We start from the raw sequence: 17,278 nt of genomic DNA on the forward strand, positions 1-17,278 counted from the left end.
TAGTGGGTCAATAATAAATCGTTTTACTGGGTCTAAAATACTTTGCCAGCGTGGGTCAAATTAGTGTGGCTTTTCCAACTGGTCAACTACCAGACTGCCAAGCCCTTGCAGCAATGCTGCAAAGGCTAAACAAAAAAACTGCGGAGGCTTGGCAGCATTGCTGTTGAGCCTCCGCAGTAAATTATAAAAGAATGGATAAAATGACAAATTAACTGGTTAACCGGTTCAAGAATGCCACAGTTACACCAACCCTAAGTGTATCAAAGCCTTCGAGAAGCCATCATCGTCGACATCGGCCGTAACATATTGAGCCTCAGCCTTGACATAATCGGCCGCATTCCCCATCGCCACTCCGATACCGGCACGCTTAAGTATGGGTATATCATTGCCACCGTCGCCCAGCGCAACCGTATGGTTGATATCGAAGCCTTCGCTCTCTGCCATGCGTTCCAAGCCGTATCCTTTATCTATATGTCCTGCCGTGATGTCGATAAATTCAGGATGCCAACGTCCCGGCTCACAACTTTTAAGTTGCGGAATCAATCGGGCTTCCTGCTCAGTCGTGACAAACGGAGTCATCTGCAAAATAGGTTCGCCCTTGATATCATCCATTGTGAGGTCGAAGTTCAAAGCATCCACCTTCAAATCATCGCAGAAAATTCGCTTTACGCAAGGCTTGTTGTTATAGACAACGAGTGCTTGCTTACTAACCATAATAACGGCATAGTCCTGTCGGTCGGCATCAGCCAGCTGCGTACAAACATCCTCTTCAGCAATGGCATTGATGTTAACAAGCTTGTCACCCACGAAACAATGGGCACCATTAGTGGTGATATAGCCATCTATTAAATGGCTGATAGCACCAAGATTGGTAATGATAGGCACCGGACGACCCGTAGATATATAGAAGCGATGACCGTTTTGGCGGGCAGCAGTGATAGCTTCTACAGCAGAACGAGGTATCTCGTGGGTAGTGAAACTGACGAGAGTACCATCTATATCAGAGAATATGGCGTATTTATCTTTTATCTTCTTCAATTTGAAAAACAGTTTTATCTAAGGAAATCTTGGTAAACCCGCGCAATGCGTTCATATCCTTGGGCATTAGGATGGAGTCCATCTACAAACAAAGATTCATCAATATGCCCATCAGGTGTCGTAAGTTGCTTGGTCACATCAACCACATCCACATCCGTATGGTTGGACAATCGCGCTTGTAATAAGTCGTTGAGATGTTGTAAGCGAGCCTCCTGTCCACGACGAGGATAGATTTTTACGACGTGAATGCAAGCTTGTGGCTGCAACTTCTGAATGAGATTGACCAAACCTTCGATACCATCTACAATCTCTTCATCGGTGTTATAGCCAATATTATTCGTCCCGGCCATCATGAAGATGTGGCGCGGTGAGATGTTATCAAGTTCTCCATGATAGAGTCGCCAAAATATGTTTTCAATGCGATCCCAACCATATCCCAAATTCGTCACCTTGCGCTTACCAAACAATTTCTTCCATGCTTTATCGCCACGATGTATAGGTGCAGCAGGTTCTCCAGCCCAATAATGCGTAATAGAATTACCGATGAGTACCACATCGGGCTTTACTTGGCGATTACGCTGCATGATTTCATAATGACGCTGCGACCAGTTGTAAAAGGCTTGGTCGCGAGTTTGGCGCACCGGCATGAACTTCTTCATCGGTTGATAATCCAATATCTCAGAGATCTTTTTCGTATATGCTTCGGCATAATGGCGCATTCCAATATCGTTGGCATGCACTCCATCAATCTGAGAATCTAGATCTGAATTAACGCCTAACTCGTCCTTGGTCAGATAGTACAGTCCTTTCACTCCTTCACGTTGCAACTGTAAATAAGCAGCTTTAAGTCGACTGTTCAGCAACTCTACTTCCTTCTTCTCTGAATGAACGACTAGATAGTTGTTATAACCGCAATGCTCAACAAGTAGAATGGGGGCATCCGATTTGCTACGAAGCGTATTTACCCCCTCTCGCAAAAGGTTCATGATAGAATCATTAGCCGTCATATTGGGCATACAATCAATGATGAAAAGACGAGCATTGATTTCTGAAAGAGCATTGAACATTGCTTTTTCAAGACGACCATTGCCCGAAAAAGCCAAATTATAAAGGGGTAAATCGAGTTGACGTTGTACTATATTCGTCCAAGCCATACCCGGACGAGAAGCCGAAGCGCCTTGACCAATAGACGTACCATATACTACGATGGGACGTTCTGTGGATGTTGGCAAGAATTCAAACTTGCTATTCTGTGGCACACCAATCTGGAGTGAGTCGACAGTGTTATAAAGTGGGAGATATAAACGATACTCACGCCAAAGTCCACCGGGATAAGTCAAGCCACGATAATGAAAGTCTACCGACTGAGAAGAAATACGATTGTTGGCAAAACATGAACAAGGAAGCGGAGTTCCATCCTCATCAAAAGAATAAAGATCAACTCCACTCGTAGCTATTGTCACCACATTAGGCAACTGTAATGGGCCGGATACCTTATAATGAATATTGATTTCAGGGGCATCACTGATGAATTCTATATAAAGACCGGCATTGTTTTGTGACAAATTCCACAAAGGTTTGCGCAACGAGGGTTTGAAACGTTCGGGCATACGTTGGTAACTTTTGCCGATTTCAGCATTCCATGCACGCCCTTGAATCAGCAGAGTGTCACCACTAACAGGTGAATACCATTTTGTTTGAGCAGCTCCTGAAAATGTCAAAAGAACCAAACAAACAAGTGAAGTAAAAAGTCTTTTCATGATTAAAGTTCATTTTCTTTGTCGCAAAGATAATGCTTTTCCGACTTATAAACATTATATTTTAACACGTATTCACCGCATTAAACAACTTGACAATGCCTACATGTATAAAATACAAAGCCATTCCTACCCTCTGTCTACGAATAATTGACTACTTTTGTCCTATATAACAAGGACGATATGAAAGAAAAACTATGGAATGGTAACTACCTAAAAGCGATGGTAGCCAATTCAATGATATACTTCGCATTCTACATATTGACACCTCTACTGCCTATCTTTTTAAGCGAACGATTTGGTGCTACGAAGGATATCATTGGCATTATACTGTCTGGCTACACCATTGCTGCCCTGCTCACGCGCCCCTTCTCCGGTTTCATCGTAGACAGTTTTTCGCGCAAAAAGGTGCTAGTGATATGCTTTGCACTATTTTTCGTCTTCTTCGGAGGATACATCGCAGCTTCGACTTTGCTCATGTTTGCCATCATCAGAACTCTGCATGGCGGACCATTCGGAGCTGTAACAGTGGCTAACAGCACGGTAGCCATCGACGTTTTACCATCGAGTAGGCGTAATGAAGGAATTGGATTCTATGGTTTAAGCAATAATCTTGCCATGGCGATAGCCCCTTCTGTAGGCATCTACATCTATAAATATCTGCAAGATTTCACCATTCTTTTTTGGATAGCATTATTCTTTGCGTTGATAGGATTGTGGGTTGCGTCGTCTATTCAAGTCCCAACAAAGCAGATAGTACGCCGTAAAAGACAATTATCCTTAGACCGTTTCTTCCTCATTAGAGGTTGGTTAATGGCAGTCAACATAGCCTTCTTCGGATTCTGTTTTGGCGTTTTGAGCAACTATTTAGCTATTTATAGCAAAGAAACAATGGGTATTACCGGTGGCACAGGAACCTATTTTGCCATCTTATCTATAGGACTCTTCGCATCAAGATTGCAAGGAGCAAAAGCTTTACGACGTGGTTTGCTGACACAAAATGCAGCCGAAGGCATGTTACTATCAATGGTTGGATACACGCTCTTTGCCGCTTTTCCCAATGTAATCGGTTATTATGGGTCGGCCATCCTCATCGGATTAGGCAATGGACACATGTATCCTGCATTTCTCAATATGTTCATCGCTGTAGCCAGACATGATGAACGAGGTACTGCTAATTCCAGTATTCTCACGTCATGGGATGCCGGTTTCGGGATTGGAATATTACTTGGAGGAGTCGTTGCCGAATATTTAGGCTATTCAGCAACCTTTTGGATGGTCGCCATCGCACAAACTTCAGGCGTCATCTTATTTTTTACAGCTACCAAAAAGTTCTTTGAACAGCATAAAAGAGAGGAAGAATAGTTTCCTTAGAAAACTCGTCTTATCTTTATCATACAGAATAATCGCAAGAAGAACCTTACACCGTTATCTCTCCGCTACCAAAACAACGATGATGGTTTTCATCGTAAACCACACAGAATTGTCCCGGTGCCACACCATGAATAGGCTTCTCTGCACGCACCAAATACATTCCGTTATCCATCTTTTCCATCACAGCTGGATGGTATTCGGGAGTATGACGAATCTTAAATGTGACCATTTTCATTTCCACGGGCTTCGTCAAGAAATGGAAATCATGCACCTTAAACTCTTGCTTATAGGCAGTCTTAGGATCATACCCCTTACTCACATAGAGCACATTCTGCTCTACATCTTTCTTCACAACGAACCAAGGACCACCTCCGAAACCCAATCCGTGGCGCTGACCGATGGTATGAAACCACAGTCCACGGTGTGTTCCTATCTTCTTACCGGTCTCTAATTCGAGTACATCGCCTTGCTTTTCGCCTAGGTAACGACGCAAATATTCGTTGTAATCTATCTGTCCAAGGAAGCAGATACCCTGCGAATCCTTTCTTTTAGCATTGATAAGATGCTCTCGTTCGGCAATCTGTCGAACCTCATCTTTTACATAATGTCCGATTGGGAAGATGGCTTTCTTCAGTTGCCAATCGTATATCTGAGCCAAAAAGTCGGTTTGATCTTTCACCGGGTCGGGACTTGTAACAAGCCATTTCTCCCCATCTATAATTTCAGTCTGTGCATAATGCCCCGTAGCAATGAGGTCGTAGTCGTGTCCACGCTTCTCATCGAAAGCACCAAACTTTATCAGTCGATTACACATCACATCGGGATTGGGCGTATAGCCAGCCTTCACCTTGTCCATAGTGTACTTGGTTACTTGGTTCCAATACTCATGATGGCAGTCTATAACTTCCAATTTTAGGCCGTAACGAGCTGCTACTGCCGTTGCCATTTCCAAATCTTCTTCCGATGAGCAATCCCATTCTTCCTGCTCTTCCGGTCCAATTTTGATATAGAAACAGTCGGGCTTCAGTCCCTTAGTGGCCAATTCATAGACCACTACACTGCTGTCTACGCCGCCCGAAAGCAGCACAGCTATCCGCTTATCCTTGAGTTCTGATAAATCCATGGTGCAAAGATACTAATTTCTCGAGGCTTCTGCAATCTATCTATAAGATTCTATAGAAGGCTATTACAAGAATACTTTCTTCTCCATCTCTTATTCATAGAGCACCTTTAAATTCACTCCGCCGGTAGATTGATTACCTAAAACAGACTTTCCAATTCTATTTTCAATCCAAGTTTTCAACTTTTCTCTACTCATATCCGGCATTCTTTTCGTGGTTCCAACAACGGCTATAATCAGCCTTTGAGGCTTAATGGTATCAGCACTCACCTCTAACGAAGAAGACATACTTAAACTATGAACCTCCGGAAACAATATATGCATTTCGCTACACATCTGTTTACTCAGCCTTTCATACCGCGTATATTGCTCTAGTTTTCCCGTCAATTCCTCGTTTTCTTGCGTTTGCTTCTCTAACAACTGTACTTTCTCAGACTCAGTATCCGTAGCTTGTAAACCTGCGACAGCCCGTAAACTATCTGATACAGAGCCTTGAATTAACTTCAATTTATATCCAGTCAATGCCGGATAGGCTATCATCGACTGCTTAGCCAATGCTATCACGGAGTCACTCAATGTCTTACCGACTACCACAACACGCAAAGTACTGTCAGCTCCTACATTACTTGTCACCACCTGCGAACCCTCCCAACGTAACCGGTCGTGTACAAAAGAGTTTACTTGTGTCTTGAAATAGCTCTCTCTAACGATGTTCCATGTCATGAAAGCAGCCGGTATCATCGTTACAACAATGATTCCAACTATCCAGCGTTGTACGATGGTGGCACGGCGGTCATTATCAAATGTACGGGGTGTAAACTTCATGAAACGCACTCCAATCCATGTTGCCGACGCTATAAAAACGGTATTGATAAAATACAAGAAGAAAGCTCCGGCAAAGTAGGCTAGATTCCCCGAAGCAATACCAAAGCCTGCAGTACAAAGCGGTGGCATTAAAGCTGTGGCAATAGCAACACCCGGTATCACATTTCCCTTATCTTTAATACTCAACGCTATCACCCCGGCCACACCACCAACAAAAGCTATCAACACGTCGTACAACGTAGGTGAAGTACGTGCCAACAACTCCGATTGCACTTCATGATAAGGTGATAACATAAAAAAGATGGTGGCAGTAGCGATACTAATAATTGTAGCTACCAGATAATTCTTAAACGCCCGGCGCAGTAACAAGAGATCGCGAATCCCTACAGCCAACCCCATGGCAATAATAGGTCCCATCAATGGAGATATAAGCATGGCTCCGATAATAACGGCCGTAGAATTTACGTTGAGTCCTAACGATGCTATGAAAATAGCACAGATAAGAATCCAAAGCGAAGCCCCTTTAAAAGAGGCACCTCCGGATATACGTTCTATGGTCTCTTCACGACTGCTTAAGTCGTCTTTCAAATTAAAATAGTCTTGAATATTCATTTTGTATTACGTTATTTTACAAAGATAACGCACACGAGCGCAATGAAAGTTTACTTTCAATTTGCCGAGTGCGGCTTAGCTTCTACAAAGATAACGTTTTTTCATCTCATACACATCTATTCATTATCTTATTATGATTTTAGACTACATTCTTAATAAAATAAGCAGTAACAACCGTCCACTCTCGGCCTATATTTATTATTTTGTATTCAAAACCAATTATATACACCATGAATACAAACAACTGTATCATCACAAACGGATTAGCACATGCAAGAAAATCTACTTGCATGGCGATTCTATTTATTCCAAGCCGTGATATGATAAAGACTGTTTATCTCTGTTAATATCCTTAAACTACAGTTTATATATAATAAGGTGCAATACCTCGTATCAGTGTTTTTGTATTAAAAAACATATTTTTCGTGTAACATCTATCGCTTTTTCATCGTCTTGTAGACAGTATTTACAAAACAATAGGATTAATTTTTAAGGATTATGAAAAAGAAAATTATGATGGCTTTTGCAGCTGCATTGATAGCTGTTTCAGCAAACGCACAAGTGTATTTAGGTGGTAACTTTGGTATCGCATCTTCTAAATTGGCAGGTGGCGAAAGCGTTACTACGTATGCGGTGTTGCCCGAACTGGGTTACAATGTCAACCGCGACTGGGCTGTAGGTACCACTGTCGGCTTCGGAAAGGGCGACCCTGTCTCTATCGAAGACAACAGCAGAAACTACATCACCGTATCTCCGTATGCACGTTATACATTCTTCCACAGCAAGATGGTCAACGTATTTGTTGATGGTGGCTTTGGTTATACACACTACAACAACGCCGGTACTGCTGCTCCTTCTATCAATGAGTGGAACGTAGGTGTAAAACCGGGTGTGGCATTAAACCTGAATCCGAAGTTCAGCTTTGTGGCTCACGCAGGTTTCTTGGGCTGGAAATCACAGAAATACGACGGTGCCGACAAGAGCAGCAATGCTTGGGGAGCCAATCTCGACGGCAACAACGTAACACTAGGTTTCTACTATAACTTCTAATATTCAATCAGAAGAGCTTATAAAGGTCAAAGAGAGGGCATACCAAATCCCTCTATAAACAAAATATGAGCAAAATATAAGAATCGAGATGAAGTCTTAGCTTCATCTCGATTCTTTATTTATAGGAGTAATACCTTCTGATACTAAAACAATAAAATTACCAAATTCTTCAACTGATATATAACTACATTATTGACTATAAAAAACGTTTAACTCATCATAAAGGCAAAAAAGATACACATTACCCGTAAAAATATACTAAAGAAACGGGGATGATGGCGGTATCAATATATTAGGAGGAAGAACTCCTGAATCATCAGATGACTTATGATTAGCTTTAGATTTCATTAGCCATTCAAAAAGAATAGGACCAAAAACAGGCGTTAGAGGAACATTAAGGATATAATAAATTTGATATTATTCGCCTGCCTTATTGGCAACGTTTAATCTTATGACGAGACAAAATAAGCTTCGTTTAATCGCAAACGTGACTTTTAAAACAAATTCAGATGCTTTAACCATTTTACTGCAATAGCTCGGCAATATCGCTGTTTGGCCTTGGCAGCAATGCTGACTCGACTTAATAGCAATCTTGCCACAGCTCTGCAGAAAATCGATTGTGTACGAAAATAAATGTTATAAATGCGTTAAAGAATCATAAAAATCAAGATTTTGAAGGGGGATTTTCGGACTTTCCGCGTTTTAAAAACGTATATATAACTCATAAAGATACGGCTTAATTCGTTAAAAAACTTATGAAACAAGTAATCGCCCAACTCTCTCAGGTATTAGAAACTTATCAAGAACGTCCGGCATTCTGTATAGAACACATTTACTATTCGTATCAACAACTAGCAGAAACTATTGCTGCCATTCGCTGGGAATTACAAAGTAGGCCAGAAAAAAACGTCGGTTTAGTGGCCAACGACGACTTACAGACTTACGCATCTATCCTCGCTTTGTGGATGGAAGGCAAGTGTTATATTCCTTTGCATCCCGGGCAACCGCTCGAACGATGCCTTGATATCATTGAACAAATGGACATGACGCTCGTCTTGGATTCAAGTTCTGAGACGCGTTATCAACATGTTGATGTCATCATGACGGCTCAGTTAGATGGTGCGAATGCTACGTTAGAGCAGCCGGTAGCATGCGATGACAGCGAATTGGCCTATATCTTATTCACTTCGGGAAGCACTGGTCGCCCCAAAGGTGTACCTCTTACGCGTGGCAATCTACAGGCGTTTGTCGATGCTTTCTTCGCCATGGGCATCACATTGACACCCGAAGACAAGGGCATGCAGATGTTCGACCTCACTTTCGACCTCTCCGTCATGTCGTATCTGCTGCCGCTTCTAGCCGGTGGATGTGTGTACACAGTGTCTTATAAGCACGTGAAATACATGGCAGCATTTGAACTTCTCGACACCTACCCTATTACTTTCTTCATGATGGTGCCTTCGGTGATACACTATCTACGGCCATACGTTGACGAGCTTAACTTGCCTCAGTTGCGTTATGCCCTGTTTGCCGGTGAGGCTTTGATGGACGATGATCTCGCAGCATGGGCTGCCTGTGTGCCTAACGCACGCATCATGAACACCTACGGACCTACCGAAGACACCATCCTTTGCACTTATTACGACTACCATCCCGGCCAGCCCAATAAGACGGTAAACGGTATTGTCAGCATCGGGCGCGGTATGCAAGGGGTTGATACATTCATAGCCGACGACGCAGGCCGGCCAGTTGCAACAGGCGAAAAAGGTGAACTGTGCTTGGCCGGTGCCCAACTGACACCGGGCTATTGGCGTAATGAGGAAAAGAACCGTGAAGCCTTCTTCATGAAAGACGGCAAAAGATATTATCGTACAGGCGATATTTGCGTAGCCGATGAGGATGGCGACATCATGTACTATGGTCGTAAAGACTCTCAAATCAAGATACAAGGATTTCGTATCGAACTCAGCGAGATAGAATGTGTAGCTCGTGACTACTTCGATAACAGCACGGCCGTGGTGGCATTGCCTATGGGTGACGAGCGTGGGGTAAACAGAATAGAACTCGTAGTAGAGTCGGCCGACACGTCGACAGAGCAAGGTCTCATGGAAAGGGTGAAGAAGAAGTTGCCCGTCTACATGGTTCCGGCCAAGATACATTATCGCCATAAGTTCCCACTCAATGTGAATAACAAGATTGATAGGAAGAAGTTAAAAGAAGAAATATAAGAGAATCGACAACTCGGAAGTTATCGGGAGTTAAACATCTCTTCGAGACGTTGGAATAATAAACGGAGTTAACAGACACATGTCCGTTTACTTCAAGCAGCTAAGCAGCTTTAACTCCCGACAACTCCTATACATATCTTAAAAAAATCAAGCAACATTATATAAAAATAGACATCAAAATGGAAAGAAACGAGGTATTAGAACAATTACAAGGTATTTTCAGAAGCGTACTGAACGAACCGGAGTTACAACTCAATTTCGACATGTCGACCAATGATATTGACAACTGGGACTCTATTACCAACATGACTATCATCAGCGAAATAGAATCGCGTTACGGCATACATTTTAAGATGCGCGACATCATCAAGTCGAAGAACGTAGGTGATATGTGCGACGTCATCATCCGCAACAGCTAAGATAGGTCTATGGAATTTCTTTCGATACCGTTTTTCTGCTGTATGTTTCTGGCCTTCATCTTGTTTTATGCGAAGGCCGAACGACAGTGGCAGAGGGGCGTATTGCTCCTTTCGAGCTGTGTTTTCATAGGTTATTACCACATCGTTTACTTGATTTTTGCCGTTGCTATGAGCCTCGTCACCTTCGTATGGGGACGTTGGTTACATCGCAAAGCAGAGACCAAGCAAGCCCCATACATCTTTATGGGCGGACTGGCAGTACTTGCCGGTACGTGGCTCGTGAGTCGTTATTGGCTACCGGTGTTTCCTTTGGGCATCTCGTTCTATACTTTTCAAGCCATTTCTTACCTCATAGAAATCTATTGGGGAGAAGATGATGAAGAAGATTTATTGGACTTTACGCTGTACATGCTGCTCTTCATGAAATTCTTGTCGGGTCCTATCGAGCGGGCACAAGAATTCATGCCACAATTCAAGAAGGCTCATACGTTCTGCTACGACAAAGTGGTAGCAGGGACAAAGTTGCTTGCATGGGGTGCTTTCATGAAACTAGTGGTGGCCGATCGTGTCGCAACACCACTCAGTACAGTCTTCGATAGCGTGCGCGAAGCATCAGGTATGCAGATTCTACAGGCCACACTCATCTACCCTATCCAACTCTATGCCGACTTTGCAGGATATACCAACATGGCCATCGGACTCGCTCTAATGTTGGGATTCACCCTGTCTCCCAACTTCAACCGACCATTTGCATCTACCTCTACGGGCGAATTATGGCGCCGTTGGCACATGTCTCTCTCTTTTTGGGTGCGCGATTATATCTACATGCCCCTCTCTGCCAGCTGCCGACAATGGGGAAAAACGGGCATTTACTTTGCTCTCTTGGTTACCTTTATCACTATCGGCGTATGGCATGGAGCCGGTTGGACGTTTGCACTCTACGGACTTTTCCAAGGCGTTATCATCATCTATGAGACCGCAGCCCACAATATGCGTGAGCGCGTTAGACAGTGGTTGCCCTCTTGGTTGTGGACAACCATCATGATAGCGCGTACCTATATTCTGTTCGCTCTATCACTCTTGCTATTCCGTATCGCCACGCTGAGCGATACGCTGTATGCTTATCGCCACATGTTCGACGGTATTAACTACTCCATAAAAGAACTTCAACTAGGCATGGCCGACCGCTATTGGATTTATTTTGGAATCGCTACGGTAGTCATGTTGGTTGTAGAATATATCCATCACGAGCGTTGTAACCTCATCGATTGGACCGCTCGTCAACGCCCTTTGGTACGTTGGGCATGCTATTATGTACTGCTGTTGCTCATATTCATATATGGGGCATTCGGTGTAGACAACTTTATCTATATTCAATTTTGATTCATCATGCAGAGAAAATTCTATATTAAGAGCCTGCTGATAGCCCTGCCGTTCTTGCTATTAGTAGGTTATTACGTAGCAGCCGATCCCTTTATGGTACTACGTTCGTACACCGATTACGATCATTCAAGGGTCTACCAAAGCGAAGGAACTATTAGTTGGCTGAAGTACAAACGCTTTCGTGCATTGCGACATTATGACTCTTTCGTCATGGGAACATCGACTACCATGTCGTTCCAGACCACTTACTGGAGTAAATATATACAGGGAAGTCCGTTCAGAATGTTCGGTAACAACGAGACTATAGGTGATATAGCATTGAAATTAGAAGCACTCGACCGACAAGAAGGACAGAAAATTAAGAATATACTCATCGTACTCGAAGCCAATAGTCTGGCTAAACCGCAGCCACAATCGGGTATCATGCACGCTGTTCCACCCGAAGTTTCGGGGCAAAGCGAGTGTGTTTTTCAGGCTATGTTCTTACAATCGTTCTTCACACCGAAATTTTTATTTCCCTATTTGCAGTATCAATTCACTCACCAATATACGCACAAGATGAAAGGAGTGATTGAGCCTACACTGCCAACTCGTGCCACTTACACCAACGACGCCGTCATAGATGCCGACAATCAGATAAAGGCTACCGGCGAGAAGTATTGGACCGACGGACCGGGAAAGCCATTGAAAGAACATACTTACACCGTCCGCACAGCACCACTATATATATATAGTCAACAAAGAGAGTGTCTGCAACGCATCTATGAAATTTGTCGGCGCCATCAAACTAAGTTTAAAATTATTATATCTCCACGTTTAGACAAAGTATTAACCAATCCTTCTGACGTAAAGATACTGGAAGAAGTCTTCGGTAAAGAGCATGTATTCAACTTTGCTTCACGCCCTTATTTGGCATGGAGCGACTATCATAACTTCTATGATGACACTCATTTCAGCATCGCTTTGGGCTGCCGGATATTAGATATTATCTATGACAAGAAGATAACTTCTATCAAATAACCCCATAAAAAATACCCATGCAGTAGCTTCTAGCAGCCACTGACATGGGTAAAACTTGAATAAATATATCTAACAGATTTTATGTTGGTCGATCAAGAATGATTCTTAGATTTTACCTACAAGGTCGATTCCGGGCTTCAAGGTTTTGTCACCCTTCATCCAACGAGCCGGACAAACCTCGCCATCGTGGGTAGCTACAAACTGAGCAGCCTCTATCTTGCGAACCAATTCAGCTGCGTTACGACCGATATTGTTATCCTGTACCTCGGCAACCTTGATGAGTCCTTCCGGATTTACAACGAATGTAGCGCGGTAAGCCACTCCTTCATCCTCCTTATAAACACCGAAACCGCGTGTCAAAACGCCACGAGGGTCGCCCAACATAGGATATTCAATGGCCTTAATACTAGGAGATTCATCGTGCCAAGCCTTATGTACGAAGTGAGTATCGGTACTTACAGAGTAAACTTCCACCCCTATTGACTTGAGATATTGATACTTTTCCTGCAAATCTTCAAGTTCTGTAGGACATACGAAAGTAAAGTCAGCGGGATAAAAGAAGAATACTGCCCACTTGCCTTTGATATCTTCGTTTGATACACTCTTGAAGCTACCGTTGTGATAGGCCTCTACTTTGAACTCAGGAACCTGTGTATTGATAATTGGTGTCATACTTTTGATTTTTATTTTTGTGTTAATTGTGTTGGTTTTGTTTCTTTGTGATGCAAAGATAATCAATCTATCAAGCGATTCAAACAGATAAAATCTATCGGTCGATAGATAAAAACTATCACCAATGATAACACGGTCATTATCAATCGATTATATTTTTAGTCTTCCGATACCATTACTTAAAATTTAATACGTAACTTTGTAAACAACCAACACAGACATAAATATAATATGACACTACAACAACTAGAATACGTGATAGCCGTCTATCGGCACAAACACTTTGCCAAAGCAGCCGATGCCTGCAACGTTACGCAACCTACTCTCAGCTCGATGATTCAGAAACTAGAGGAAGAATTAGGGCTAAAAATATTCGAACGACGCAAGCAACCCATCGTTCCGACGGTACAGGGGATGCCCGTTATTGAGCAAGCATGGCAGGTTTTAGTACAGGCACGACGCCTCAAAGAAACCGTAGAAGAGGAGCGTAACTCACTATTAGGCACTTTCAACATCGGCATATTGCCCACTATCGCCCCTTACTTGATACCTCGTTTCTTCCCACAACTCATGAATGAGCATCCCGATATGGATGTCCGCATCACAGAGATGAAGACAGAAGAACTGAAGAAAGCTTTATTACATGAAGAGATCGATGCCGGTATCGTGGCGCAACTTGATGGCATGGACGATGTCGATGTGACTCCGTTGTTCTACGAAAAGTTCTTCGCTTATGTGGCTAAAGGCGATAAACTCTTCGAAAACAAACTTATCAAGACCGTCGACTTGACTGGTGAATACCTTTGGTTGCTTGATGAAGGCCACTGTTTCCGCGACCAATTGGTGAAATTCTGCGAACTTAAAGAGGCCAATCGTAGCAAGAAAGCCTACAGCCTAGGCAGCATTGAGACCTTCATGCGAATGGTAGAGAGCGGCAAAGGGGTTACTTTTATCCCCGAACTAGCTCTGCCTCAGCTCACACCGGAGCAAAAAGAACTTGTCCGTCCGTTCGCTCTTCCGGTACCAACGCGCCACATCGTAATGATAACAGGTAAAGACTTTATCCGCAAAACACTTCGCGATACCTTGGCAGAACACATCAAAAAAGCAGTTCCAACAGAGATGTTGAAACTGCGTATAGGCATGCAGACCGTCTAATCGGTCTGTATTTTTGTTTATCTTCTGCTCAATTTACGACCTATCCAACCATCTATTGAGAGTTGTCCGGGACCGGTCAAAAACAACAATAAGTAGACCATGAGGTAAACGAAAGCCAGTTCGCCCTCTGAAATAGAGAAGTGATGAACCGTTGCAAAGGCTACCAACAGTGTGAAAGCCATCGGGATAACGACCAAACGTGACAAGAAACCGAACACAAAAGCAACAGAACAAACCAATTCACCAAAGATAGCAAGTGCCAAAGAGAACTCACTTCCCACACCAATCGGGTCGGGGAACTGAGCCGACATCGCACTGAATGCCATCAATTTCTGCCATCCATGACTAGCCAACAAGAGGCCGAAGATAACTCGCGCCAATAATAATACCAATGACATTTGTGGTGTTTCCTTTGCAGAAGGAAACAAAAAATGCATCAACTTTTTTATTTTTATCTCTCTTTAATTTTATGGTTGAGAAAGGATATACCTCTTAAAAGGCTTCCCTATATTTATTCTCATCTTTATCTTCCAACATACTGAGATAGCTCTGATACCTGCTTGCCGCAATATAATGGTCTTCCACAGCTTTCAACACCGCACATCCGGGCTCATGGGTATGCGTACAATTAGAGAACCGACAGTCTTTCGAGAAGTGGAATATCTCCTTGAAATAACTTGTCAACTCTTCTTTTTCCACGTCAAACGTACCGAATCCTTTTACCCCCGGTGTGTCTATCACATAGCCACCACTGGGCACTTCGAGCATCTCACTGAATGTTGTAGTGTGCATTCCGGTGTTATGGGCATCGCTGATTTCGGCAGTCCGCTGTTTGGCTCCGGGTATTAACCGATTGATAAGTGTCGATTTTCCCACTCCACTGTTACCGCTCAACAGAGTCACCTTGCTTTGCAACAGGGGTAACAAGGTATCTATTCCCTCTCCGGTCTCGGCAGATACGGCTACACACTGGTAGCCAATGGTATCATAAAGTGTCATCATCATCTCCTGATAATGTCGTTCTTCTTCACTCAAAAGGTCATTTTTGTTGAATACAAGCACCACCGGCACGCGGTAAGCTTCTGCTACAGCGAGGAAACGGTCAATAAATGTGGTGGAAGTAGTGGGATAATTAACAGTCACAATAAGCATAGCCAAATCTAGATTGGCTGCGATTATCTGACTTTGTTTCGATAAATTGGGCGATTTTCGGATAATATAGTTACGCCGATCATCAATAGCCGAGATGAAAGCCGTACCCTCTTGATTGGTAATTAACTCCACATAGTCGCCCACGGCTACAGGGTTTGTGGTTCGGATACCCTTTAGTCGGAAGTTTCCTTTAATCTTACTGTCGATGATTTTCCCATCATCAGTCTTCACGGTGTACCAACTACCCGTGTTTTTTATGACTAGTCCGTGCATGCAAATAATAAGAAGTGAGAAATAATAGATGAAAGATTATAAACTCTAATCCATCACTTATTATCCCTCACCCATTCAAATTACACCGTCATAATCTCTTTGGTCTTCTCGGCCAAAGCATCGTCGATGCGCTTGATATACTTGTCGTGAACCTTTTGCAAGTCAGCTTCGGCGTCCTTCTCGTTATCTTCGGACAACCCGTCTTTGATAGCTTTCTTCAGTTTGTCCTTAAATTCAGAACGCACATTACGTACTTCGACTTTCGTCTTCTCGCCAATTTTGTTGCATTGCTTCACTAATTCCTTACGACGTTCGCCTGTTGGCTGAGGTATTCCCAATCGAATAATCTCGCCATTGTTCTCAGGTGTAATGCCCACTTCGGAATCCATAATAGCCTTTTCGATGTCTCTGATGGCCTTACGATCCCAAGGCTTAATCGCAATAGTACGTGCATCGGGGGTAGAGATGTTAGCCACTTGATTCAAAGGGACACGTTGTCCGTAAGACTCTACGCGTATTCCGTCGAGAATTGCCACGTTGGCTCTACCTGCACGAATGTGTGAGAGTTGGTCTTCGAGATACATTGCTGCCATCTCCATGCGCTCTCCCGCATCTTTTAATGTTGCTTGTACGTCAATCATATTATCGTATTGTAAAATTTCTGTTTCACAAAATTAGGTATTAATTCGGATATTCACAAGTGTTAGGTGCTTATTTTTTTTACATCAAGTCGCCTATCTCGTCCATCACCAAAGCCACAATAGCCTCCAATCCCTCTTGATCTTGCTCATCAAAATCGGCAAGAGCGGTACTGTCAATATCCAAGACACCCCAAAATTGGTGGGCAGAATCGTACATCGGTACTACTATTTCGCTGCGCGACAGACTGCTACAAGCAATATGTCCGGGAAACGCTTCCACGTCGGGAACCACGAGTGTGCGCCCTTCTTTCCATGCCGTGCCACACACGCCTTTACCATACGGGATATTGTAACAGGCCACCGAACCTTGGAACGGTCCCAACTTCAACATGCCATCACCTACTTTTAGATAAAACCCTACCCAAAAGAAACGCTCCGGGAAAGCCTCTCGTAAGGCAGCGGAAACATTGGCTAGCACACCAACTACGTTGGTTTCATTGGCTATCAAACTCTTAATCTGTTGGTAAAGGGTTGTATATTGTGGGGTCATAAATTA

The 17,278-nt window shown here is 43.3% G+C and carries 16 protein-coding genes; 7 read left to right on the top strand and 9 right to left on the bottom strand.

Translation table 11 applies throughout. The annotated features are described in order from the left end of the window. Positions 1–240 precede the first annotated feature (240 nt). Entirely contained in the window at positions 241–1,038 is a 798-nt protein-coding gene (locus AC1EK4_RS09005; RefSeq protein ID WP_480357971.1) for a Cof-type HAD-IIB family hydrolase, read from the bottom strand. 14 nt (positions 1,039–1,052) lie between these two features. After that, entirely contained in the window at positions 1,053–2,798 is a 1,746-nt protein-coding gene (locus tag AC1EK4_RS09010; protein WP_036899397.1) for an SGNH/GDSL hydrolase family protein, read from the bottom strand. A 180-nt stretch (positions 2,799–2,978) separates the two neighbouring features. Here AC1EK4_RS09010 and AC1EK4_RS09015 point away from each other — a divergent pair, with 180 nt between their 5' ends. Then, positions 2,979–4,160, top strand: a complete 1,182-nt coding sequence (locus AC1EK4_RS09015; RefSeq protein ID WP_036899399.1) for an MFS transporter — start codon at positions 2,979–2,981, stop codon at positions 4,158–4,160. Between the two features lie 55 nt (positions 4,161–4,215). On the opposite strand, the gene mnmA is transcribed toward AC1EK4_RS09015, so the two are convergent. After that, positions 4,216–5,292, bottom strand: coding sequence for a tRNA 2-thiouridine(34) synthase MnmA (gene mnmA / locus AC1EK4_RS09020; protein ID WP_036899401.1), 1,077 nt, complete (start codon positions 5,290–5,292; stop codon positions 4,216–4,218). 90 nt (positions 5,293–5,382) lie between these two features. Next, positions 5,383–6,726, bottom strand: coding sequence for a DUF389 domain-containing protein (locus tag AC1EK4_RS09025; protein WP_082721674.1), 1,344 nt, complete (start codon positions 6,724–6,726; stop codon positions 5,383–5,385). Between the two features lie 498 nt (positions 6,727–7,224). Here AC1EK4_RS09025 and AC1EK4_RS09030 point away from each other — a divergent pair, with 498 nt between their 5' ends. From AC1EK4_RS09030 to AC1EK4_RS09050, 5 genes are all read left to right on the top strand, one after another. Then, a complete protein-coding gene (locus AC1EK4_RS09030) occupies positions 7,225–7,776 on the top strand; it encodes an outer membrane beta-barrel protein (RefSeq protein WP_036899403.1) in 552 nt (183 codons plus the stop codon). A 755-nt stretch (positions 7,777–8,531) separates the two neighbouring features. After that, a complete protein-coding gene (locus AC1EK4_RS09035) occupies positions 8,532–10,004 on the top strand; it encodes an amino acid adenylation domain-containing protein (protein ID WP_480357972.1) in 1,473 nt (490 codons plus the stop codon). A 179-nt stretch (positions 10,005–10,183) separates the two neighbouring features. Further along, positions 10,184–10,423 carry an acyl carrier protein gene (locus AC1EK4_RS09040; RefSeq protein ID WP_062433101.1) on the top strand — a complete coding sequence of 80 codons (240 nt, stop codon included), beginning with the start codon at positions 10,184–10,186 and terminating at the stop codon, positions 10,421–10,423. 9 nt (positions 10,424–10,432) lie between these two features. Next, entirely contained in the window at positions 10,433–11,806 is a 1,374-nt protein-coding gene (locus AC1EK4_RS09045) for an MBOAT family O-acyltransferase (RefSeq protein ID WP_036899021.1), read from the top strand. A gap of 6 nt (positions 11,807–11,812) precedes the next feature. Next, a complete protein-coding gene (locus tag AC1EK4_RS09050) occupies positions 11,813–12,826 on the top strand; it encodes a hypothetical protein (protein WP_480357974.1) in 1,014 nt (337 codons plus the stop codon). A 105-nt stretch (positions 12,827–12,931) separates the two neighbouring features. Here AC1EK4_RS09050 and ahpC read toward each other — a convergent pair whose 3' ends face one another. Beyond that, positions 12,932–13,498: an alkyl hydroperoxide reductase subunit C gene (ahpC, locus tag AC1EK4_RS09055; protein ID WP_036899026.1), complete on the bottom strand. Its 567-nt coding sequence runs from the start codon at positions 13,496–13,498 to the stop codon at positions 12,932–12,934. 231 nt (positions 13,499–13,729) lie between these two features. On the opposite strand from ahpC, the gene AC1EK4_RS09060 reads away from it, so the two are divergent. After that, on the top strand, positions 13,730–14,656 hold the full coding sequence (locus AC1EK4_RS09060; protein WP_480357976.1) for a hydrogen peroxide-inducible genes activator: 927 nt from the start codon (positions 13,730–13,732) through the stop codon (positions 14,654–14,656). A gap of 17 nt (positions 14,657–14,673) precedes the next feature. Here the strand turns inward: AC1EK4_RS09060 and AC1EK4_RS09065 are convergent, their stop codons facing one another. From AC1EK4_RS09065 to AC1EK4_RS09080, 4 genes are all read right to left on the bottom strand, one after another. Beyond that, positions 14,674–15,054: a DoxX family protein gene (locus AC1EK4_RS09065; protein ID WP_369793954.1), complete on the bottom strand. Its 381-nt coding sequence runs from the start codon at positions 15,052–15,054 to the stop codon at positions 14,674–14,676. Positions 15,055–15,148: 94 nt separating this feature from the next. Continuing rightward, positions 15,149–16,081, bottom strand: coding sequence for a ribosome small subunit-dependent GTPase A (gene rsgA / locus AC1EK4_RS09070; RefSeq protein ID WP_062433116.1), 933 nt, complete (start codon positions 16,079–16,081; stop codon positions 15,149–15,151). A gap of 80 nt (positions 16,082–16,161) precedes the next feature. Beyond that, positions 16,162–16,722 carry a ribosome recycling factor gene (frr, locus tag AC1EK4_RS09075; protein ID WP_036899033.1) on the bottom strand — a complete coding sequence of 187 codons (561 nt, stop codon included), beginning with the start codon at positions 16,720–16,722 and terminating at the stop codon, positions 16,162–16,164. A gap of 79 nt (positions 16,723–16,801) precedes the next feature. After that, positions 16,802–17,272, bottom strand: a complete 471-nt coding sequence (locus tag AC1EK4_RS09080) for a GAF domain-containing protein (RefSeq protein ID WP_480357979.1) — start codon at positions 17,270–17,272, stop codon at positions 16,802–16,804. Between the last annotated feature and the right edge of the window lie 6 nt (positions 17,273–17,278).

This window comes from Prevotella sp. C0026C3 (genome assembly GCF_056590795.1).